This is a genomic window from Pseudomonas muyukensis, from assembly GCF_019139535.1.
Classification (GTDB): Bacteria; Pseudomonadota; Gammaproteobacteria; order Pseudomonadales; family Pseudomonadaceae; genus Aquipseudomonas; species Aquipseudomonas muyukensis.
The window spans coordinates 2,889,497-2,908,430 of sequence record NZ_CP077073.1; the positions used below are offsets into that span (position 1 = coordinate 2,889,497).

Annotated in this window: 21 protein-coding genes and 1 pseudogene; 10 read left to right on the plus strand and 12 right to left on the minus strand. The window is 64.7% G+C overall.

Features of this window, described 5'->3' with window-relative positions:
• The first annotated feature begins 1 nt into the window (after position 1).
• Positions 2 to 313, plus strand: a pseudogene (locus KSS95_RS13085) (hypothetical protein).
• Positions 314 to 929: 616 nt separating this feature from the next.
• Here the strand turns inward: KSS95_RS13085 and KSS95_RS13090 are convergent.
• Together KSS95_RS13090 and KSS95_RS13095 are read right to left on the minus strand one after the other, a co-directional pair.
• Positions 930 to 1,115, minus strand: a complete 186-nt coding sequence (locus tag KSS95_RS13090; RefSeq protein WP_217847522.1) for a hypothetical protein — start codon at positions 1,113 to 1,115, stop codon at positions 930 to 932.
• Positions 1,116 to 1,433: 318 nt separating this feature from the next.
• The gene (locus KSS95_RS13095; RefSeq protein ID WP_217847523.1) at positions 1,434 to 2,363 is read right to left on the minus strand and encodes a LysR substrate-binding domain-containing protein; all 930 of its coding nucleotides are present in this window, start codon (positions 2,361 to 2,363) and stop codon (positions 1,434 to 1,436) included.
• 79 nt (positions 2,364 to 2,442) lie between these two features.
• Between KSS95_RS13095 and KSS95_RS13100 the strand changes: the two genes are divergently transcribed.
• Together KSS95_RS13100 and KSS95_RS13105 are read left to right on the plus strand one after the other, a co-directional pair.
• On the plus strand, positions 2,443 to 3,147 hold the full coding sequence (locus KSS95_RS13100) for an SDR family oxidoreductase (protein WP_217847524.1): 705 nt from the start codon (positions 2,443 to 2,445) through the stop codon (positions 3,145 to 3,147).
• A 159-nt stretch (positions 3,148 to 3,306) separates the two neighbouring features.
• Entirely contained in the window at positions 3,307 to 3,798 is a 492-nt protein-coding gene (locus KSS95_RS13105; protein ID WP_217847525.1) for a GNAT family N-acetyltransferase, read from the plus strand.
• Here the strand turns inward: KSS95_RS13105 and KSS95_RS13110 are convergent.
• On the minus strand, positions 3,795 to 4,376 hold the full coding sequence (locus tag KSS95_RS13110) for a cysteine hydrolase family protein (RefSeq protein ID WP_217847526.1): 582 nt from the start codon (positions 4,374 to 4,376) through the stop codon (positions 3,795 to 3,797). The genes KSS95_RS13105 and KSS95_RS13110 overlap by 4 nt on opposite strands.
• 272 nt (positions 4,377 to 4,648) lie before the next feature.
• On the opposite strand from KSS95_RS13110, the gene KSS95_RS13115 reads away from it, so the two are divergent.
• From KSS95_RS13115 to KSS95_RS13125, 3 genes are all read left to right on the plus strand, one after another.
• Positions 4,649 to 5,074 carry a DUF6306 domain-containing protein gene (locus tag KSS95_RS13115; protein WP_217847527.1) on the plus strand — a complete coding sequence of 142 codons (426 nt, stop codon included), beginning with the start codon at positions 4,649 to 4,651 and terminating at the stop codon, positions 5,072 to 5,074.
• A 33-nt stretch (positions 5,075 to 5,107) separates the two neighbouring features.
• A complete protein-coding gene (gene cfa, locus KSS95_RS13120; RefSeq protein ID WP_217847528.1) occupies positions 5,108 to 6,262 on the plus strand; it encodes a cyclopropane fatty acyl phospholipid synthase in 1,155 nt (384 codons plus the stop codon).
• A gap of 511 nt (positions 6,263 to 6,773) precedes the next feature.
• Positions 6,774 to 6,965, plus strand: coding sequence for a hypothetical protein (locus KSS95_RS13125; protein ID WP_217847529.1), 192 nt, complete (start codon positions 6,774 to 6,776; stop codon positions 6,963 to 6,965).
• 129 nt (positions 6,966 to 7,094) lie between these two features.
• Here the strand turns inward: KSS95_RS13125 and KSS95_RS13130 are convergent, their stop codons facing one another.
• Positions 7,095 to 8,003 carry a LysR family transcriptional regulator gene (locus KSS95_RS13130; RefSeq protein WP_217847530.1) on the minus strand — a complete coding sequence of 303 codons (909 nt, stop codon included), beginning with the start codon at positions 8,001 to 8,003 and terminating at the stop codon, positions 7,095 to 7,097.
• A 102-nt stretch (positions 8,004 to 8,105) separates the two neighbouring features.
• On the opposite strand from KSS95_RS13130, the gene KSS95_RS13135 reads away from it, so the two are divergent.
• Complete coding sequence (locus tag KSS95_RS13135; protein WP_217847531.1) at positions 8,106 to 8,867, plus strand: sulfite exporter TauE/SafE family protein; 762 nt, start codon at positions 8,106 to 8,108, stop codon at positions 8,865 to 8,867.
• Position 8,868: 1 nt separating this feature from the next.
• On the opposite strand, the gene KSS95_RS13140 is transcribed toward KSS95_RS13135, so the two are convergent.
• The 4 genes from KSS95_RS13140 to KSS95_RS13155 form a co-directional block, all read right to left on the minus strand.
• Positions 8,869 to 10,299 carry a GGDEF domain-containing protein gene (locus KSS95_RS13140; RefSeq protein ID WP_217847532.1) on the minus strand — a complete coding sequence of 477 codons (1,431 nt, stop codon included), beginning with the start codon at positions 10,297 to 10,299 and terminating at the stop codon, positions 8,869 to 8,871.
• A 114-nt stretch (positions 10,300 to 10,413) separates the two neighbouring features.
• Positions 10,414 to 12,243 (minus strand): SLC13 family permease, encoded by a 1,830-nt coding sequence (locus KSS95_RS13145; RefSeq protein ID WP_217847533.1) that lies wholly within the window; start codon positions 12,241 to 12,243, stop codon positions 10,414 to 10,416.
• Between the two features lie 181 nt (positions 12,244 to 12,424).
• A complete protein-coding gene (locus KSS95_RS13150; RefSeq protein WP_217847534.1) occupies positions 12,425 to 12,808 on the minus strand; it encodes a glycine zipper domain-containing protein in 384 nt (127 codons plus the stop codon).
• A gap of 73 nt (positions 12,809 to 12,881) precedes the next feature.
• Positions 12,882 to 13,067: a hypothetical protein gene (locus KSS95_RS13155; RefSeq protein WP_217847535.1), complete on the minus strand. Its 186-nt coding sequence runs from the start codon at positions 13,065 to 13,067 to the stop codon at positions 12,882 to 12,884.
• Between the two features lie 182 nt (positions 13,068 to 13,249).
• Here KSS95_RS13155 and KSS95_RS13160 point away from each other — a divergent pair, with 182 nt between their 5' ends.
• Positions 13,250 to 13,600: a hypothetical protein gene (locus KSS95_RS13160; RefSeq protein WP_217847536.1), complete on the plus strand. Its 351-nt coding sequence runs from the start codon at positions 13,250 to 13,252 to the stop codon at positions 13,598 to 13,600.
• Positions 13,601 to 13,683: 83 nt separating this feature from the next.
• Complete coding sequence (locus tag KSS95_RS13165; RefSeq protein ID WP_217847537.1) at positions 13,684 to 14,505, plus strand: class I SAM-dependent methyltransferase; 822 nt, start codon at positions 13,684 to 13,686, stop codon at positions 14,503 to 14,505.
• 50 nt (positions 14,506 to 14,555) lie between these two features.
• On the opposite strand, the gene KSS95_RS13170 is transcribed toward KSS95_RS13165, so the two are convergent.
• The 4 genes from KSS95_RS13170 to KSS95_RS13185 form a co-directional block, all read right to left on the minus strand.
• Entirely contained in the window at positions 14,556 to 15,323 is a 768-nt protein-coding gene (locus KSS95_RS13170; RefSeq protein ID WP_134692813.1) for an SDR family oxidoreductase, read from the minus strand.
• A 33-nt stretch (positions 15,324 to 15,356) separates the two neighbouring features.
• On the minus strand, positions 15,357 to 16,424 hold the full coding sequence (locus KSS95_RS13175) for a phosphotransferase family protein (protein WP_217847538.1): 1,068 nt from the start codon (positions 16,422 to 16,424) through the stop codon (positions 15,357 to 15,359).
• Positions 16,425 to 16,622: 198 nt separating this feature from the next.
• Positions 16,623 to 16,940, minus strand: a complete 318-nt coding sequence (locus KSS95_RS13180) for an SCP2 sterol-binding domain-containing protein (RefSeq protein ID WP_125464629.1) — start codon at positions 16,938 to 16,940, stop codon at positions 16,623 to 16,625.
• Positions 16,941 to 16,994: 54 nt separating this feature from the next.
• On the minus strand, positions 16,995 to 17,708 hold the full coding sequence (locus KSS95_RS13185) for a histidine phosphatase family protein (protein WP_217847539.1): 714 nt from the start codon (positions 17,706 to 17,708) through the stop codon (positions 16,995 to 16,997).
• 199 nt (positions 17,709 to 17,907) lie between these two features.
• On the opposite strand from KSS95_RS13185, the gene sohB reads away from it, so the two are divergent.
• The gene (gene sohB, locus KSS95_RS13190) at positions 17,908 to 18,924 is read left to right on the plus strand and encodes a protease SohB (RefSeq protein WP_217847540.1); all 1,017 of its coding nucleotides are present in this window, start codon (positions 17,908 to 17,910) and stop codon (positions 18,922 to 18,924) included.
• The last annotated feature ends 10 nt before the right edge of the window (positions 18,925 to 18,934 follow it).

Consider the following 18,934-nt stretch of genomic DNA (forward strand, 5'->3'; position numbering starts at 1 on the left):
CCTGGCGGGCATCCCGCGCCCGTGGCTCGACGAGCTGTACGACGGCCCTGCCCTGGTCACCGACCCGGACGGGCGCGCCGCAGTGCTGGCCGAAATGGCCTATGCAGCCAGCCGGCGCTACGAGATCGACTCCGGTGTACTTTCTGACATGCTTGAGCTAGCCGAAGCGGCCAGGGTGTGGGCGTTACTTGAGTGGGAATAGGCCTTTCACATTGGTTGGACAAGGTGGCGGTGGAAGGTGAACGAGCCAGAACGGATCGTGGTCAGCAGAGCGCTGTGGAGGGGAAAATCGATTCCAAAATCGAAAGTGTGACCCTTATGCTATGCGGCTTGTAGCCGAGTCATCTTGTGTTCGTTTTGGAATCGATTTTTACGTTGACGCCTTGAAAAATGGGCGCTTATGGTACGGTCTTGAAAACCGTCGATGGGCAACTATCCTAGAGTTCGAATCTCTACGCTTCCGCCATATCCAAACCCCTGATCATTCAGGGGTTTTTGCGTTTTGGGGATGGGGAAATGGCCCGCGGGGTCTGCTCGGCGGTCGCGGGATGTCGACGGTGGAGCAGCAAGGCGTTGGGCGATAGGTTTGCAGCGTCTATCAGATCGAGCGCCGCCTGCGCGGCGCATCGCGGATGAGTCCGCTCCCACATTTGTTGCAACGTACCGAACCTGTCAGGCCACAGTTGTCCGCCTCGGCGCAGGGTTTGAGACAAGTGGGGCGGCGGTAACGCCCACGCAAAAACCGCGTCGAGCACACAAGGCTAACAACCATGGCCTCTCAGGCATGGCCACGTTGCAACAAATGTAGGAGCGGATTCATCCGCGATGCGCCGCGCGGGCGGCGCTCGGTCTAATAGGCGCTGCAAGCCTGTCGGCAAGCGCCAGGTAGCCTAACCCTGACCCTACCCACCGCCGAACCTCGCGCCACCTCACTGCAAGGTCTGTGGCTTGACCACCTTCGAGATCTCTTTCAAGCCCTGTTCCATCAGCTGGATCGCATCTGCCAGTTTCGCCGCCTCTTCCGTCTCCCCGGCAGCGGTCATCTGCGCGTGGCTACGTCGCAGGTTCAGCAGGCACTTTTGCAAGCCCAGCGCAGCGCTATCATAGTTTTCCATGTCGTTCTCGCCTCTATTGGCGTCCGTGCCGTGGTAGGAATGACGCGACGGTATCAGGTCAATCCGCTGCCAAATACTGATTATTCATACATCTATCCCCAAAGTGCGGTAAGCGACCCACAGCAATATCGGACGGTTCCTACAAAGATCCCGGCTTGAATGTTACGACCTGCTTCGACCCAGCCAGCGCAAGGCCTTGAGGGTCAAGGCCTGGAGCACCAATGAGTGACTCAGGCCCACCCGTGCATCTACGCTCAACCTGGGGCAGTGCTTGAAACGTTAAGTAGCAAATGACTTGCAGCGCCTGTTCTGCGCGCCTCACCCCATCGCCTGTTGCCGCAACCAAAGCACCACCTGTTCGACAGGCGACCCTGGTGCAGGTGCGCGTTCTGCCAGCAGATGAAAGCTCGCCTTGCCGGGCAATTCATGGCCATCGAGTGCCAACACCAGGGTGCCGGCCTGCAGCGCATGTTCCACCAACGGGCGGGGTACCAGGGCGATGCCCATGCCGCGCTCGGCGGCTTCGATGGCCAGGATGGTCTGGCTGAACACCGGGCCGCTGACACGGGTGCCGGGCAGGCCGTGGTGGTCGAACCAGCGCTGCCAGTTGTTATGGCTGTCGGAAATCAACGGCTGGCCGGCCAGTTGCGCCGGCTGTCGCCAAGGCTGCCCGGCGCGCAGGGCAGCCGTGCATACCGGCACCACCATGCCCGGCAGCAGGGGCAGGGCGTAGCCTGCCTCGAACGGCGCGCTGCCCCAGCGCACGGCAAGGTCGACGGCGTGCTTGCCGCTCAGCGGGCGGGTGCTGTCAGAGGCATCGATCATCAGGGCGATCTGTGGATGGGCCTGGGCCAATTGTTCGAGGCGGGGAATCAACCAACGGCTGGCGAAGGCCGGTGTGGTGCTGAGCAGAATCTGCTGCGGGTCGTGCGCAGTGTCGCGCTCCAGCAGTTCGCGGGTCGCATCCTCGATGATATCCAGTGCCAGGCGCACGCGCGCGAGGTAGTCGGCGCCGTCAGGGTTGGGCCGCAGGCCCCGTGGCAGGCGCTCGAAAAGGGGGCGCCCAAGCTTGTCTTCGAGGGTGCGGACCTGCTGGGCCACGGCGCCGGGGGTGACATGCAGTTCCTCGGCGGCCGCGCGAAAGCTGCCCAGCCGGGCGGCGGCCTCGAAGGCCACCAGGTGGTTGACGATAGCGGGGGCGGTGCGTCGCTTGGGGGCGCTCATCCGGTAGTTTTCCTGCAGGCTCATGGCAGTATTTGTGATTGGTGCGGGGTGATGGATTCTGGCTTCATGGGGGCACTTGTTCAACGTTTGGAAGGAGCAGCGCATGACTTCGCAAAAAGTGGCAATCATCACCGCAGGTGGCAGTGGCATGGGCGCCGAAGCTGCCCGGCGGTTGGCGGCGGATGGCTTCAAGGTGGCGATTTTGTCGTCGTCGGGCAAGGGCGAGGCGCTGGCTGCCGAGCTGGGCGGGTTCGGTGTCACCGGCTCCAACCAGTCGGTAGAAGACTTGCAGCGTCTTGTGGACACCGTGATGCAGCGCTGGGGGCGGGTGGATGTGCTGGTCAATAGCGCAGGGCATGGCCCGCGCGCGCCGATCCTCGACCTCAGCGACGACGACTGGCATCGCGGCATGGAGGTTTACTTCCTCAATGTGGTGCGTCCAACGCGGCTGGTGACGCCGATCATGCAACAGCAGAAAAGCGGCGTGATCATCAATATATCGACCTTCGCCGCCTTCGAGCCGGATCCGGCCTTCCCGACCTCGGGGGTGTTCCGTGCCGGGTTGGCGGCGTTCACCAAGCTGTTCGCCGATCGCTACGCCGCCGAGAACATCCGTATGAACAACGTGCTGCCGGGCTTTATCGACAGCCTGCCGGAGAAAGACGAGTTGCGTAGCCGAATTCCCATGGAACGCTACGGCAAGGCCGCAGAAATCGCGGCCACGGTCAGCTTCCTGGCCTCCGAGGGCGCCGGCTACATCACCGGCCAGAACCTGCGGGTCGATGGCGGGATCACCCGCTCGGTCTGACTCGCCAGGGTATGCCCTGCCGCCTAGGCGCCGGCCAAGCCGCTGTTCGCCGGCAAGCCGGCTCCTACGACGCTTGCCTGAGTGGCTCGACACGCATACAGCGAGGGGCGACTTCCGTTAGCATGTCGCCCCTTGTTCACCTGATGCGGATGTACCCCCATGAGTTCCCTGATGTTCCGCCAGGCCACGCCTGACGACGTGGACCGTTGCTTTGCCATCGAAACCTGCGCCTACGAAGGTGACGAGGCCGCCACCCGGGAGAAGATCGCCACGCGTATCGGCCAATACCCGCAAGGCTTCCTGATCCTGCAGGCCGAGGGCCAGGTGATTGGCTTCATCAACAGTGGCTGTGCCCATGACGTGGTGATGTCGGACGAAGCCTTCAAGGAACTGGTCGGGCATGACCCGCTGGCGCCGAACGTGGTGATCATGTCGGTGGTGCTGGACCCGGCCTATCAGGGCCAGGGCCATGCCAGCCGGCTGATGGCGCGCTTCGTCGAACAGATGCGCGCGGCGGGCAAGGCGAGCATCCACCTGATGTGCAAGGACAGGCATGTCGGCTTGTACGAAAAGATGGGCTATGCCTATGTGCGCCCGTCGGCCTCCGAGCATGGCGGCATGGCCTGGCATGAGATGGTCATGACGCTTTAACCGCGCAGGTTGTTGGGGCCAAGCCCCGCCAGCACCTCGGCGCTATCGAGGATGCGCGCGTAGTCCATGGCCAGGTTGCTCAGGGCCAGCGCATGGACATCCTGCGCCGGCCATAAGCGCCCTTGCAGGTCGCGTTGGTCGAAGGTGTAGCAGGCGTCCGCCACCACCACCGTGTCGAACCCCAGGTTGCCCGCCGAGCGCGCGGTCGACTCCACCGAGTTGTTGGTGATCACCCCGACGATCACCAGTTGGCGGATCGCCCGCTGATGCAGCCAGTGCGCAAGGCCGCTGTCGCACAAGGCATCGGGCACATGCTTTTCGAACAGCGCTTCGCTGGCCAGCGGTGTGAAGGCGTGCTGGAACTGGCAACCGGATTGGCCGGGCCAGAACACCGACTGGGGGTCGCGGGACATGTGCCGCACATGGATCACCGGGCGCTCGCTGTGGCGCCAGGCCGCGAGCAATTCGCCCATGCGCAGTTCCGCCTCGGGGTTGTTGCGCGGCCCCAGGCGCGGGTGGTTGATGCCGTTTTGCATGTCGATGATCAGCAGGGCGGCGTTGCTGGCAAAAGCGGTCATGTCCGGCGGTTCTCCCAGGGGCTTGTACCGGACCCTAGCACAGTGCCGGATACTTCAAAAAAATTGCATTCAAAAAAGGTACGGCAGGCGTGGCTGTAGGGCCTGGTCACTGCGCCGTGCCAGGATGTGGGTGGGCAGTCGGGCTGCCATACACCGGGGTATCTATTCGTTTTGTTGCATTCAATGCCCATTTAATTTCAATTATTTTCATTGCGGCATCGCTCTAAGCTCCTGCTGTCGCCGCGCCGTAGAGCGGCTTCAGGAGCCTTTCGATGTTGCCTGATACGCCTGTCACCTCGTCCACCTTCATCCCTTCCCATGACCTGATCGACTGGTTGCGCATGCTACTGCGCGCCGAGCGCGCCGGTGCTCGGCTGATGCTCGACAGCGCCGGCCAGACCGACGACGCCGGGCTGCTTCGACGTTTGGCCCAGCTGCACCATGGCGAGGCGGAAAGTTGTCGGCGCCTGCGCCACTGTCTCGAGCGCCTTGGCGTCGAACCGGGGCAGGGCATGGGTGAATTCCATGCCAAGGCCATGGCCATCCCCGACCTGGAGGCACGCATGCAGTTCATCGCCCGCGGCCAGCGCTGGGTCGCCCGCCAGGTCCAGGAGCGTTTGCCCGCGCTGGAGCCTGCCTGGCTGCGCGATGAATTGACCGTGGTGCTGCAGCTGCACCAGGCCAGCCCTGACGCCTGACCCGCCCGACCCTATAAGAATCAAGGATCCCTCATGCCTTCCGAGCTTTCTTCCGAGCTGCCGCTGGCCGCGCCGGCTGATCGTAGTTCCCGTTTCGCCCATTCCCTGCTGGCCCAGGCCGGCCTGGATTTCAACGGCGAGCACCCCTGGGACATGCAACTGCACAGCGATGATGTACCCCGGCGCGCCTTGGCCCAGGGCAACCTGGGGTTGGGCGAGGCGTACATGGACGGTGACTGGGAGTGCGAGCAACTGGATGCGTTCTTCGCCCGCCTGCTGCGCGCTGGGGTGGCCGACCAGGTCAGCCCGCTGGCGCTGCTGCGCCATGCCCTGCAGGCGCGCCTGCTCAACCGCCAGACCGCCCGGCGCGCCTGGGCCGTGGGTGAGCAGCACTACGACCTGGGCAACGACTTCTACGCCGCCATGCTCGATCCGCGCCTGGCCTACACCTGTGGCTACTGGAAAGACGCCGACACCCTGGCCCAGGCCCAGGAGGACAAGCTCGACCTGATCTGCCGCAAGCTCGACCTGCGCCCCGGCATGCGCGTGCTCGACATCGGCTGTGGCTGGGGCAGCTTCATGGGCTTTGCCGCCGAGCGCTACGGCGTCGAATGCGTCGGCGTGACCATCTCCCGCGAGCAGTGCCAGTGGGCAGAGCAGCGCTACAAGGGCTTGCCGCTGACGTTTCGCCTGCAGGATTACCGCGAACTCGACGAACGCTTCGAGCGTATCGTCAGTGTCGGCATGTTCGAGCATGTCGGGCGCAAGAACCACCGCACCTTCATGGAGGTGGCGGCGCGCTGCCTGGACGATGAGGGGCTGATGCTGCTGCACACCATTGGCAAGAACCGTCGGCGCGACGTGCCTGATCGCTGGATCGACAAGTACATTTTTCCCAACGGTGACTTGCCTTCCATTGGCCAGATCGGCGATGCCGCCGATGGCCTGCTGGTGGTCGAGGACCTGCACAATTTCGGCGCCGACTATGACCGCACGCTGATGGCCTGGCATGACAACTTCGAGCGCCATTGGCAGTATTTCGCCGCCGAGTTGGGGGAGCGTTTTCGGCGCATGTGGCGTTATTACCTGTTGTCCTGCGCGGGGGCGTTTCGCGCCCGGGATATCCAGTTGTGGCAGTGGGTATTGTCGCGGCGCGGGGTGGTGGGCGGTTACCAGCGGGTGAGTTGAGCGGTGAGCGCCTTGCGGGGGTGGCAAACCTGCGCCCGCAGCGGGCCGTGAGACAGCGGTTGTCGCGCATCTGATACGCTTTTTTTATAGGAATCTGAATCTGTAACCGTATCAGCCAGGCGCAGACAATAGCGCCAGGCCCAGCCTTCCACACCGGTGTGCGCTGGGCCGGTTGCGCCGCCTATGCCCGCAGCCGTTCCGTCATCACACTGTAGAGGTTCCGATGGGCAAGCTCGCGCTGTTTCTGGGTGGTTTTCTGCTGCTGACAATCATGATCGGCCTGCTGGGGACCATTCCGCCAAGCTGAACCGCCTTTTTTCCTGCTTCAGCCCGTCTGGCCTCAAGGCGGGCTCGACCCTCTCCCTGCGCCCTCGGCGCGCCTCTGCCGCGCTCGTCTAGACAAGCGGTATCTGCAAGTCGTTCTCAAGTGCAAGGCGCTCGTGTAATCTGCCGCCCCCGTTTAGGGCCCGCAGACACGGGCCGATCACCTGCCTTGGAGTTGATACACACTATGGAATGCAAGAAAGGCACTGCAGCGATGCTGGAGTGGCGCGGTCGTTTTCTCGGCGAGGGTATTCTCCACGAAGAGGACTATGACCAGGCATTGCGCCGTGCCGAAGCGTTGGAGCGTTCCGGGGTGATCAGCGCAAGCGAATGGATCGAGCTGGTGAAGCTGGCCAATGCGGCGTTGCTGCGCTTGTAAAAAGTCCTGCAAGGCTTGCAGAAACTGTCCACAAAAAACGTGGGTAGGTCTGTGGATAAAGCGCTGGAGGCCATATTTATCAAGGCCTCTGTCAGATTGAGCAGAAAGTGAGCAGGCCTGTACCGGCCTTCAGCCCGACCGCGGACGGGCCTCGCGCAGGGCCAGCAGCAGCTCGCGCACCCGTGCCGGCACATCGCCTGCCGGGTACACGGCATGCATCTGCGGGTCCTGGCCGGTGCTTGAGGTCAGGTGGTAGTCGGGGCATACCCGCACCAGGCGTCCGGCGCTTACTTCGGGCTCCCCTAGCCAGTCCGCCAGGCGGGCGATGCCGGCGCCGGCCAGGGTGGCTTGCAGCACGGCCACGCCCGAGCCCAGGCGCAGGCGCGGTTGCGGACGCAGGCTGACGATGCGTTGCGCGCGGCAGAAATGCCAGGCCTTGAGGATGCGCGGGGCGGTGTGCAGGATCAGCGCATGCTGCTCCAGTTCGTCCAGGCCCTGGGGCGTGCCGGCGTGGTCGAGGTACTGCGGGCTGGCATACAAGTGCCGGCGATAGCGCCACAGCGGATAGCCAATCAGTTCGCTGGACTGCGGAAATGCCCCACGAATGACGAAGTCGAACTTGCCCTGCAAAGGGTCCAGGGTCTGGTCGCTGAACTGCGCGTCGAGGGTCACCTGCGGGTGGCGTCGGGAAAATTCCGCGAGCACCGCAGGCAGTACCTGCTGGGCCAGCACCTCGGGGGCCGCCAGGCGGATCCAGCCTTGCGCGCTGCCGGTCAGCGCGGCCAGCTCGTCGGCGGCGTCCCGTTGCACATCCAGCAAGCGCTCGGCATGGGGCAGCAGGCGCTCCCCGGCTTCGGTCAGGGTCACGGCGCTGGCATTGCGGTTGAACAGCTTGGCCCCGCTGTTATCCTCCAGGGCCTGCACCGCGCGCGTCACCGCGCTGGGCGAGCGGCCCAGGGCGCGGGCTGCGCTGACGAAGCTGCGCTTGTGCGCAACGCTGACGAAGGCTTGTATTTCACGCAGCATGTCCAGGGCCATGGTAGCCAATCCTTATTGCAGTTTTCGCAACATGGTATTTCAACACAAGCGCGCGGCTTTGATTAGTCTGGCGGCCTGTTTGCTGCCGCCTGGACGTTCGAGATGATGGATATCGCCCTGCTTTCGCTGTTCGCCTTCGCCGCTGGCCTGATCGACGCTGCCGTGGGTGGCGGCGGGCTGATCCAGATCCCGGCGTTGTTCAATGTGCTGCCCACGGCGCAGCCGGCCTCCCTGCTGGGCAGCAACAAGCTGGCCTCGGTATGCGGCACGGCATTCGCCGCGCGTTCGTTCATCCGCAAGGTCAAGCTGGACTGGGGGCTGATCGTGCCGGCGGCGCTCAGCGCCTTCGTCATGTCGTTCTTCGGCGCGGCCACGGTCTCGCTGGTGCCGGCCAGCGTGATGCGGCCGATGGTGCTGGTGCTGATCGTGCTGATGGCTATCTATACCTTCTGCAAGAAGGACTTCGGCACCTTGCACACGCCGACCGCGATCGGCCGCAAGGAGCAATGCCTGGCCGTGCTGATCGGTGGCGCCATCGGCTTCTACGACGGCTTGTTCGGGCCGGGCACCGGCAGCTTCCTGATCTTCCTGTTCATCCGCTTCTTCGCCCTGGACTTCCTGCACGCCTCGGCGTCGGCGAAGCTGGTCAACATTGCCACCAACCTGGCCGCCCTGGTGTTCTTCATTCCGACTGGCAACGTGCTCTGGGCCATTGCCCTGCCAATGGCGTTGTTCAATATCCTCGGCGCCTTGACCGGCACCTGGCTGGCGGTGCGCAAGGGCGCAGGGTTCGTGCGGGGGTTGTTCCTGATCCTGCTGTGCGTGCTGATCGCCAAGCTCAGCTGGGACTTGCTGGCCGGCTGAGTCAGATCACCTGGCGCTGCGCCTCGGCCTGCTCGATGCGGTTGCGGCCCTGGGCCTTGGCCCGGTACAGCGCCTGGTCGGCGCTGGCCAGCAGCAGGTCGAGGCTGGGCGCCGGGGCGTTGGCGGCGCAGCCGGCCAGGCCGATGCTGACGGTGATCGGCAGGTGCTGTTCGGCATGGGTCGCGTGCAAGTCCTGAATCGCCCGGCGCAGGCGCTCGGCGGTGAACTTGGCCTGCTCCGGCGCCAGGCCCGGGACGACGATGACGAACTCCTCGCCCCCCAGGCGGGCGAACAACTCGCCTTCATGCAGGTGGTCCTGCAAGGTGTTGGCGAACTGGCGCAGCACCTGGTCGCCCACGGCATGGCCATGGCGGTCGTTGATGGCCTTGAAGTGATCGATATCGAGCATCATCAGGGTCAACGGCAAGCCTGGGGTGTGCTGCTGGCGGTCGTCGAGCAGCGCATTGGCGCGGCGGGTGAAGGCACTGCGGCTGAGGGCGCCGGTCAGGTGGTCGATGGTCGCCTGGTGCGCCAGGCGCGCCATCAGGCTGCGGTTGGCGCTGCTCACGCAGGCCAGCACCAGCGGCCCGAGTACCAGCATGGCGATGCCCAGGCGCGCCGACATCAGCGTGGTAACCCCGGGCTCGCTCTGCGGTACGCTGAAATGCATGAGGTTCTGCGCCACGGCGACGATCAAGGTGCTGCCGGCGGTGAGTGTCAGCAGCGAGACCAGAAACGCCGAGTAGCTCAGCGCGCACCAGAGCAATGCGGCAATCGGGAAGGCGATGGCGCCGGGCCCACCAAAGACGATGCTCAGCGACAATGAACCGAGCAGCACCAGCAGCGGTGCCAGGCGAATCGGCTGGCTGTCGCTGCCGCTGCGGGTCAGGGCACGGGGCGAGGGCGCGGTGAGCAGCACCGGCAGCACCAGCACGCTGGTGGAGAATTGCTCGCTGAACCAGGCAAGCCAGGTGGCGCGCAAGGATTCTTCGAACCAGGGCGTGGCCATGACGCAGGCCAGGGTAGCGGCGACCATGGCGCCGGCGGCGCAGGCGCCGAACAGGCACAGGGTGCCGTGGGGCGTGCGCAGGCGGCGGTGCAGGCGTGGCAGGCGCGCCATCAGGTACCAGATGGTGGCAATGGCGCCGAGGTTGCACAGGTTGAACCACAAGGCTGGCTGCCAGGCGCTGCCACAGGCCAGGTCGGCCAGGACCATGGCCAGGTATACCAGGGCGAAACCGACGGGGCTGGCCTGGCGCGGGTTGCGCAGCAGCACGCCGGCCAGTACTGCGTTGACCGGCCAGAACAGCGAAAGCGATTCGATTGGCCGGGCGAGAATGCCGGCCAGGGTCAGGCCCAGGGTCAAGCCAAACAGAATCAGCGGAGGCAACAGGCGCGACGGGACTGGAGACACCATAGGCTCGACCGGCAAGCGAAGACAGAATCCAGGAATTCGTTTGTAGGCACCTGGGATATGTTGCGTCAGTGTGTTTCAAGTCGGCAATTGATGTCAATTCGCCGCGAACGGCGAAGATTTGGCGCCGGATTACAGCCCGAACACCCAGGGCACCATCAGCACCGTGACTACCATCACCAGCAGGGTGAAGGGCACGCCGATCTTGACGAAGTCGGCGAAGCGGTACTGCCCCGGGCCCAGCACCAGAGTGTTCACCGGCGAGGACACCGGCGTCATGAACGCCGCCGAAGCCGCCAGGGCCACGGTCATGGCAAACGGGTAGGGCGACATGCCCAACTGTTGCGCGGTGCTCACCGCCACCGGTGCCATCAGCACGGCGGTGGCGGTGTTGGAGATGAACAGGCCGATCACCGCAGTGACGGTAAACAGGCAGGCGAGGATCACCCCGGGGCCGGCGCCGCCGAGCAGGCCGACCAGCGCACCGACCGCCAGGTCGATGCCGCCGGTTTTTTGCAGGGCCAGGGCGAAGGGCAGCATGCCGACGATCAGCACCAGGCTTTGCCAGTGGATGGCGCGGTAGGCGCTGTTCATGTCGATGCAGCGCCCGGCGCCCATCAGCAGGCAACCGATCAGCGCGGCGATGACGTTGGGCACCAGGCCGCTGACCATCAAGCCGACCATCACCGCCAGGCTCAGCAGCGCGAACGGCGCGCGGCTGCGTGCCGGGGCCACCTGGTCGATCTCCGCCGGCAGGCTCAACACCAGGAAGTCGCGCGGCTTGCCTTGCAGTTGCCGCACCGCCTTCCACGGGCCGACCACCAGCAAGGTGTCGCCCAGGCGCAGTTTCTCTTCCACCAAGGGGCCTTCGATGGCCTCCTGGTCGCGGCGCAGGCCGACCACGTTGAGGTCGTAGCGGGTGCGGAAGGTCAGCTCCAGGATGCTTCTGCCGATCAACTGCGAGCCTGGCGGCAGGGAAATCTCGGCCATGCCCAGCTCCTGGGACTGGTCGATGAAATAAGCCGCCTTGAAGTGCAGGGGCTCGAGCAGCATGGCCTGGCACAGGCTGCGCAGGTCGTCGCGGTTGGCGAACAGGTCGAGCAACAGCACGTCACCTTGTTGCAGCAGGGTGCCGGAATCGGCGGCGATCACCCGGGTGGTGAACTTGTGCTGGCGCTCGATGCCGATCACGTTGGCGCCATGGCGGGTGCGCAGTTCCAGTTCGCCCAGGGTATGGCCGATCAAGGGTGAATGCGGGCGGATGCGCAGGCGCCGTTCGCGGCCATTGAGCTTGTAGTCCAGGACCAGGTCGAGCAGGGTGCGCCGGCTTTCCACCCGGCCGTCCTTGCGCACCTCGCCGTTGAGCCAGTGGCGGGTGAGCAGCATGTAGCCGATGCCAAGCACCAGCACCACCAGGCCGAAGGGAGTGAAGCTGAAGAAGCCGAAGCCGGCCTCGCCGTGGCGCACCAGTTCGCTGTGCACCACCACGTTCGGGGGCGTGGCCACCAGGCTGAGCATGCCGCTGATCAGACCGGCGAAGCTCAGCGGCATCATCAGCCGGCTGGGCGACAGTTGCAGGCGCGCGGCGATGCTCAGCACCACCGGGATGAAGATCGCCACTACGCCGGTGGAACTCATCACCGAACCAAGGCCGGCCACCGCGACCATCAGCAGCACCAGCAGGCGTGCCTCGCTGTTGCCGGCGCGCTCGCTCATCCACTCGCCGATGCGGTAGGCGATACCGGTGCGCACCAATCCTTCGCCGATCACGAACAGCGCGGCGATCAGCACCACGTTGGGGTCGCTGAAACCGGCCAGGGCCTGTTCCACGGTGAGGATGCCCGACAGCGGCAGGGCGAGGATCACCAGCAAGGCGACCACATCCATGCGCGGGCGGTTGATGATGAACAGGCAGACGACAACGGCCAGCAGGCCGAGGACCCAGAGCAGCTCATGGTTCATGGGGAGGGGATGTTCCTTCACACGGGGCACGTAAGGTTATGGCCCAAGTGTGGCAGCTTGACGCGAATGCGTCGTTGACGTGCTGCAGTGTTTTGTCCGCTGGTTGCAGGTGGGGGCTGGCGAAGCTGGCTGCGCGCTACGGCTGCGCCGGTGTTCGCCGGCACGGCCGTTACGCTGGGGGTCAGTGACGGTGACGCTTGTGCTTGCGGTTGTTGTCGCCCATGTGGTTGCCGATCGCGCCGCCGGCCGCGCCACCCAGGCCGGCACCGATGGTCGAGCCGTTGGTGCCGCCGAGCTTGCCGCCGATCAGCGAGCCGCCCGCAGAACCCAGGCCGCCACCAATGGCGGCCTCGGTACGATTGCCCTTGCGGGCGCCGACCGCGCTACCGGCCGCGCCACCCAGGCCGGCGCCGATGGCCGCGCCGGTGCTGCCGCCGATCTGTTTGCCGACGACGTTGCCCAGGGCGCCGCCCAGGCCGCCACCGATGGCAGCGGTGCCGTCACCGGCAAAGGCGCCCTGGCACAGCAGCAGGCCGAGGGCGAGGGAAGGCAGAGTCAGACGCATGTTCAGGAACCTCAGGGGAATCATCAGGGTAGGGTGGCGCAGGTAGGCGGCCAGTCAGGGGTGTAAAGACGCTTCAGCGCCAGTAGCGGTCACGGTATTGACGGTTGTCGTCATCGTCGCCGCGGTCGTGGCGATGGTGATGACGGTGGCCGCGATCACGGTCGCGCCAGCCATCGTCGTCATCGTGGTAGTGGTGGCTGTAGCAGCCGCCGAGCAGCAGCACGGCAGCGATCAGCGAAAGGCTTGCAAGGCGCTTCATCAGGTTATAGGTCCTTGACCCGCAAAGGTTTACGGGGTAACTGATAGGACCGGATTCGATCGATTTGGTTCTCTGGCACGGCAAAAATTGCCGCGCTGCTGATGAGTGGTCGCGGCTGCAAAATGCCGCGCGCAGCCTGGGCGGCAGTGCTAGAGTCGCTTTCTTTTTTCCGAGGATCGAACATGCGAGCGATTTTGCCGATGACTGCGGCGCTGTTGTTGCTGGGCTGTGCCTCGTCGACCATGGAAGCGGCGCGCAATGGGGCGCCAAGCGCACAGCTGGATTCGCACAAGACGCCGGATGTGGTCGCCCAGTGCATCCAGTTCAGCTGGCAGGAGGAGAAAACCTTTGGCGTGGACGCCAGCGGTTATCTGCAGGCGCGCAAGCAGGGCGGCTTCACCGTGTACACCCGGGAGGCGGAGTCGTTCGTCGATGTCTACGCCCAGGCGGGCGGCACGCGGGTGGACTACTACGCGCAGAAGAATGACGGCGTGGCGTTGCAGCGCCGGGCAGCGGCGGCTACCTGCCTGTAAGGGCCGGGGCACCGCGAGGTTGTGGTGTACGTCGAGGGCGCCTAACGTGGCGCCAGGCTCAACAAGGACGAGGAAGGCATCGCATGAGCCGATCACAGGCGCTCAATCGCGCCAGTTGGGATGAGCGCGCGCCGTTGCACGCGGCGTCGAAGGACTATGAAGTCGAACGTTTCGTGGCCGACCCCGGGCATCTTTCCGAGGTGGTGCGCTTCGACCTGCCGCGCCTGGGTGATATCCGCGGCCAGCGCGCGGTGCACCTGCAGTGCCATATCGGTACCGATACCCTGTCGCTGGCGCGCCTGGGCGCGAATGTCTGCGGCCTGGACTTCTCTTCGGCGTCGCTGGCCCAGGCACGGAGCCTTGCGCAGCGTTGCGCCACCGACATCACGTATGTCGAGTCGGATGTCTACCTGGCGGCGCAGGCACTGCCGGCGGGGGATTTCGACCTGGTCTACACCGGTATCGGCGCCCTGTGCTGGTTGCCTGCTATCGAGCGCTGGGCGGCGACCGTGGCGGCCTTGCTCAAGCCGGGTGGGCGCTTGTTCCTGCGTGATGGCCATCCGATGCTGATGGCGGTCAATGAGGACCACGAAGACCGTTTGCAGCTGGAATATCCGTACTTCGAACGCGAAGCGCCCACCGTGTGGGTCAGCGACCAGACCTATGTCGACACCGACCAGGCCCTGACCCATACCGAGACCCACGAGTGGAACCACGGCCTGGGCGAGGTGGTCACGGCGCTGCTCAAGCACGGTTTGCGGATCACGGGCCTGGAAGAACACCAGAGCATCCCGTGGCAGGCATTGCCAGGGCAGATGAAGCTGGGCGATGACGGCGAGTGGCGCCTGATCGAGGCGCCCTGGCGCTTGCCGCTGAGCTACACGCTGCAGGCGGTCAAGGCGTAGAGCGCGCTCCCCAAGGCGCACACTGTCCTGCAGGCGCCGGTTGGCTCACGTCAGGACAGGAAGCCACCGTCGACATTCAGCGCGGTCCCCGTGGTATAGCTGGACGCCGCGCTGGCCAGGTACAGCACCGCGCCGGCCATCTCGCTCGGGTCGGCGACGCGCTTGAGCGGAATCTGCTGCAGGGCGGCGTTGCGGATGCTGTCGTTCTTCACCAACGCCGAGGCGAACTTGGTGTCGGTCAGGCCCGGCAGCAGGGCGTTGCAGCGGATACCGAACTGCGCGCACTCCTTGGCGAAGACCTTGGTCATGTTGATCACCGCCGCCTTGGTCACCGAATAGATGCCCTGGAACAGCCCCGGCGACACGCCATTGATCGACGCCACGTTGATGATGCTGCCGCCCCCGTGCTCGCGCATCAGCTTGCCAGCTTCCACCGACATGAAGAAGTAGCCGCGGATGTTCACGTCCACGGTCTTCTGGAATGCGCCCAGGTCGGTGTCCAGCACGTTGCAGAACTGTGGGTTGGTGGCGGCGTTGTTGACCAGGATGTCCAGGCGCCCGAACTGCTCGCGGATGCCGGCGAAAACCTGCTGGATCTGCTCCATTTCGCCGATATGGCAAGCCACCGCAGTGGCCTTGCCGCCAGCGGCGATGATTGCCTCGGCGACCTGCTGGCAGCCGTCGAGCTTGCGGCTCGAGACGATCACATGGGCACCCTGCTGGGCCAGCAGGTGGGCAATGGCCTCGCCGATGCCGCGGCTGGCGCCGGAAACGAAGGCGATCTTGCCGTCAAGGTCGAACAGGTGGGTCTTGGACATGCTGGTTTTCCTTGTTGTCTGTCGCTGCCGGGGTTACAGGCTGGATTTGCCGATCAGTTGCAGGCTCATGTGCTCCAGCAGCTTGTTCATGTGGATGAACTGGGCGAAGCGCTTGTCCTGGGTCTGGCCGTGGAAGAAGCGGTAGTAGATCTGCTGGACGATGCCGGCCAGGCGGAACAGGCCGTAGCAGTAATAGAAGTCGAAGTTGTCGATGCCGATGCCCGCGCGCTCGGCGTAGTAGTCGACGAATTGCTGGCGGGTGAGCATGCCGGGGGCGTTGCTCGGCTGGCGGCGCATCAGTTGCACCGGCGCCGGGTCGCTGGCCTCGATCCAGTAGGCCAGGCTGTTGCCCAGGTCCATCAGCGGGTCGCCGATGGTGGCCATTTCCCAGTCCAGCACACCGATGATGCGCATCGGGTTGGCGCTGTCGAGGATGACATTGTCGAAACGGTAGTCGTTGTGAATGATGCCCGGGCGCGGGTGGTCGGCGGGCATCTTCTCGCGCAGCCAGGTGATCACCTGTTCCCAGCGGGGGGCGTCCGGGGTCAGGGCTTTTTCATAACGGCTGGCCCAGCCTTCGATCTGCCGCTGCACGTAACCTTCGGGTTTGCCCAGGTCTGCCAGGCCGCAGGCCTGGTAGTCCACCTGGTGCAGCTCGACCAGGCGCTCGATGAAGCTCTTGCACAGCGTTTCGCTGCGGCGGGCGTCGAGGTCGAGCTCGGCGGGGATGTCCGAGCGCAGGATGATGCCCTCGACCCGCTCCATCACATAGAACTCGCCACCGATCAGCGACTCGTCGGTGCAGTGCACGTAGGCTTTGGGGCAGTAGGGAAAACCACCGTTGAGCTGGTTGAGGATGCGAAATTCACGGCCCATGTCGTGGGCCGACTTGGCCTTGTGGCCGAACGGCGGGCGGCGCAGCACGAACGCTTGCTCAGGGTAGGCCACCAGGTAGGTCAGGTTGGAGGCGCCGCCGGGGAACTGGCTGACGCTCGGGGTGCCTTGCAGGCCGGGGATGTGCGCCTTCAGGTAAGGATCGATGACGGCGGCATCGAGTTCTTCGCCGGGGCGGACCTGGGTGGACTGGTCGGTGAGCGTCATGCGATTTCCTTATGATCGGTAGCAAGGACTATTGGTTAATCTAATTTCCTGTCGCGGCTGGTACAAGCGTGCCAGGTGCTTATTGGCCTGGGTGTTGCCGCCCGATCAATGGCCTTGATGGCCCGGGTGAAGGCGCGGCAAAAAAAAACCGAAGCGCTTCAGGCTTCGGTTTTTTGGGTTCAGCGATGCGTGCGCCGATCAGGCCGGGAACAGCTCGCTGAGCTTCATCGACAGCATCATGTCGCCTTCGACGCGCAGCTTGCCGCCCATGAAGGCCTGCATGCCGTCGGTATCACCGCTGACGATGCCCTTGAGGGTCTCGCTGTCCAGCACCAGGGTGCAGTTGGCGTCGGCGTTCTCGCCTTCCTGGATCTCGCAGGTGCCGTCCTTGACGAGCAGCGCGTAGTGCTTGTCTTCGTCGGTGATGTTGAAGCCGAACACCAGGTCCAGGCCGGCGGCGGCTGCCGGGTTGAATTTTGCCTTCATCGCCTCGACGGCTTTAGCTACATCGCTCATGGTGTATTCCTTGTTAAGTGATATTCGCGTCCGCAAGGACACAACAGACCGGGCTCATCGGTAGGTGATGAGCTCCGGCAACCGCAACAGCTGCACATGGGCTTGGCTGTTGAAGGAAGCCAATGTCACGGCGCTGCCACGGAACTTCAGGTGGCTGAGCGACGTGTTGATGATCTGCCAGTTCAGGGCGAAAGCCTGCGCCGGCGTGATTCCGGTAACCAGGTGGAGCAGGGCGGCGATGGTGCCGCCGGAGGTGAACAGGGCAATATTGGCACCGCTGGCGGCGCTGTCGAGCAGGCGTCGCAAGCCATCGCCGACGCGGCCAGTGAAGGCCTGCCAGGTTTCCAGGTGCTCGTCGTGGACGTGCTGGCCGTCGTGCCAACGCTGCACCATCAGCGCGAACAGGCGCTGGAACTCGCTGCGGTGCTGAGCGCCGTTGCGCAGCACGTGCAGGGCCTCGGGCTCCTCGGGCAGCAGGGCAGGGAGCAGGGCGCGGATCACGCCGTCGGCATCGAACTCGTTGAACGCCGCGTCGGTCTCTATGGCCGGGACGGCTTGTCCATGGGCCTGCAACGCATCCAGGGCCAGGCGGGCGGTGTCTTGCTGGCGGCGCAAGGTGCCGGCCACGCAGCGATCCAGGCGCAGCCCCAGCTGGGCCAGGTGCTCGCCCAGGGCCTGGCTCTGGCGCTCGCCCACGGCCGAGAGCACGTCGTAGTCGTCGGCACCGAAGGAGGCTTGGCCATGTCGGATCAGGTAGAGGTTGCCCACGTGGAAGTCCGGCCCGGTTGAAGGTTGCTGCGAGGTTAGGATGCCCGGGATAGGCTGTCAACGAAAAAACATACAAGCGTTTGAAAAGGTCGTTTGAACTGTGTTGCCAGCGTTGTCACCCGCTGGCAGAGGCCCTGGCGCACCGGTATGCTTGCAGGCATTTCGCGCCGTTCGGGCGCTGGTCTATCAAGGAGTCAATGTGGAGTTTCTTGCCGAATACGCAAGCTTTCTCGCCAAAACCGCCACGCTGGTGATCGCCCTCCTCATCGTGCTGTCGGCCATCGCCGGCCTGCGCGGCAAGGGGCGGCGCAAGCCGGGCGGGCAGTTGCAGGTCACCCGTCTGAACGACTTCTACAAGGCGCTGCGCGAGCGCCTCGAGTCGGGCCTGCTCGACAAGGCCCAGCTCAAGGCCTTGCGCAAGCAGCAGGCGAAGGCGGACAAGCAAGAGAAGAAAAAACCCGAGGACAAGCGCCGGGTATTCGTGCTGGATTTCGATGGCGACATCAAGGCCTCGGCCACCGAGAGCCTGCGCAACGAAATCACCGCGCTGCTGACCCTGGCCACCCCGCGCGACGAAGTGGTGCTGCGCCTGGAGAGCGGGGGTGGCCTGGTGCACAGCTATGGCCTGGCGGCCTCGCAATTGGCGCGCATCCGCGAAGCAGGCATCCCGCTGACCATCTGCATCGACAAGGTCGCCGCCAGTGGCGGCTACATGATGGCCTGCATCGGCGAGAAGATCGTCAGCGCGCCGTTCGCCGTGCTCGGTTCCATCGGCGTGGTGGCGCAGATGCCCAACGTCAACCGCCTGCTGAAAAAGCACGACATCGATTTCGAGGTGCTCACCGCCGGCGAGTACAAGCGCACCCTGACCGTGTTCGGCGAGAACACCGACAAGGGCCGGGAGAAGTTCCAGGAAGACCTCGACATCACCCACAAGCTGTTCAAGGACTTCGTCGCCCGCTACCGCCCGCAGTTGCACATCGACGAAGTGGCCACCGGTGAAGTGTGGCTGGGTATCGCCGCGCTCAACCGCCAGTTGGTGGACGAGCTGGGCACCAGCGACGAGTACCTGAGCCGCAGTGCCCGCGAGGCCAATGTGTTCCACCTGCGCTTTGCCGAACGCAAGAGCTTGCAGGAGCGCATCGGCATGGCGGCCAGCGGCGCGGTGGAGAATACCGTGGTGGGGTTGTGGAGCAAACTTGGCCGCTTGCGCTAACACCTTGAAC

Excerpts from the sequence above, each read along its gene's own strand:
- KSS95_RS13090 (WP_217847522.1), bottom strand. The coding sequence starts at position 1,115 with ATGGAAAACTATGATAGCGCTGCGCTGGGCTTGCAAAAGTGCCTGCTG.
- KSS95_RS13095 (WP_217847523.1), bottom strand. The coding sequence starts at position 2,363 with ATGAGCCTGCAGGAAAACTACCGGATGAGCGCCCCCAAGCGACGCACC.
- KSS95_RS13100 (WP_217847524.1), top strand. The coding sequence starts at position 2,443 with ATGACTTCGCAAAAAGTGGCAATCATCACCGCAGGTGGCAGTGGCATG.
- KSS95_RS13105 (WP_217847525.1), top strand. The coding sequence starts at position 3,307 with ATGAGTTCCCTGATGTTCCGCCAGGCCACGCCTGACGACGTGGACCGT.
- KSS95_RS13110 (WP_217847526.1), bottom strand. The coding sequence starts at position 4,376 with ATGACCGCTTTTGCCAGCAACGCCGCCCTGCTGATCATCGACATGCAA.
- KSS95_RS13115 (WP_217847527.1), top strand. The coding sequence starts at position 4,649 with ATGTTGCCTGATACGCCTGTCACCTCGTCCACCTTCATCCCTTCCCAT.
- cfa (WP_217847528.1), top strand. The coding sequence starts at position 5,108 with ATGCCTTCCGAGCTTTCTTCCGAGCTGCCGCTGGCCGCGCCGGCTGAT.
- KSS95_RS13125 (WP_217847529.1), top strand. The coding sequence starts at position 6,774 with ATGGAATGCAAGAAAGGCACTGCAGCGATGCTGGAGTGGCGCGGTCGT.
- KSS95_RS13130 (WP_217847530.1), bottom strand. The coding sequence starts at position 8,003 with ATGGCCCTGGACATGCTGCGTGAAATACAAGCCTTCGTCAGCGTTGCG.
- KSS95_RS13135 (WP_217847531.1), top strand. The coding sequence starts at position 8,106 with ATGATGGATATCGCCCTGCTTTCGCTGTTCGCCTTCGCCGCTGGCCTG.
- KSS95_RS13145 (WP_217847533.1), bottom strand. The coding sequence starts at position 12,243 with ATGAACCATGAGCTGCTCTGGGTCCTCGGCCTGCTGGCCGTTGTCGTC.
- KSS95_RS13150 (WP_217847534.1), bottom strand. The coding sequence starts at position 12,808 with ATGCGTCTGACTCTGCCTTCCCTCGCCCTCGGCCTGCTGCTGTGCCAG.
- KSS95_RS13155 (WP_217847535.1), bottom strand. The coding sequence starts at position 13,067 with ATGAAGCGCCTTGCAAGCCTTTCGCTGATCGCTGCCGTGCTGCTGCTC.
- KSS95_RS13160 (WP_217847536.1), top strand. The coding sequence starts at position 13,250 with ATGCGAGCGATTTTGCCGATGACTGCGGCGCTGTTGTTGCTGGGCTGT.
- KSS95_RS13165 (WP_217847537.1), top strand. The coding sequence starts at position 13,684 with ATGAGCCGATCACAGGCGCTCAATCGCGCCAGTTGGGATGAGCGCGCG.
- KSS95_RS13170 (WP_134692813.1), bottom strand. The coding sequence starts at position 15,323 with ATGTCCAAGACCCACCTGTTCGACCTTGACGGCAAGATCGCCTTCGTT.
- KSS95_RS13175 (WP_217847538.1), bottom strand. The coding sequence starts at position 16,424 with ATGACGCTCACCGACCAGTCCACCCAGGTCCGCCCCGGCGAAGAACTC.
- KSS95_RS13180 (WP_125464629.1), bottom strand. The coding sequence starts at position 16,940 with ATGAGCGATGTAGCTAAAGCCGTCGAGGCGATGAAGGCAAAATTCAAC.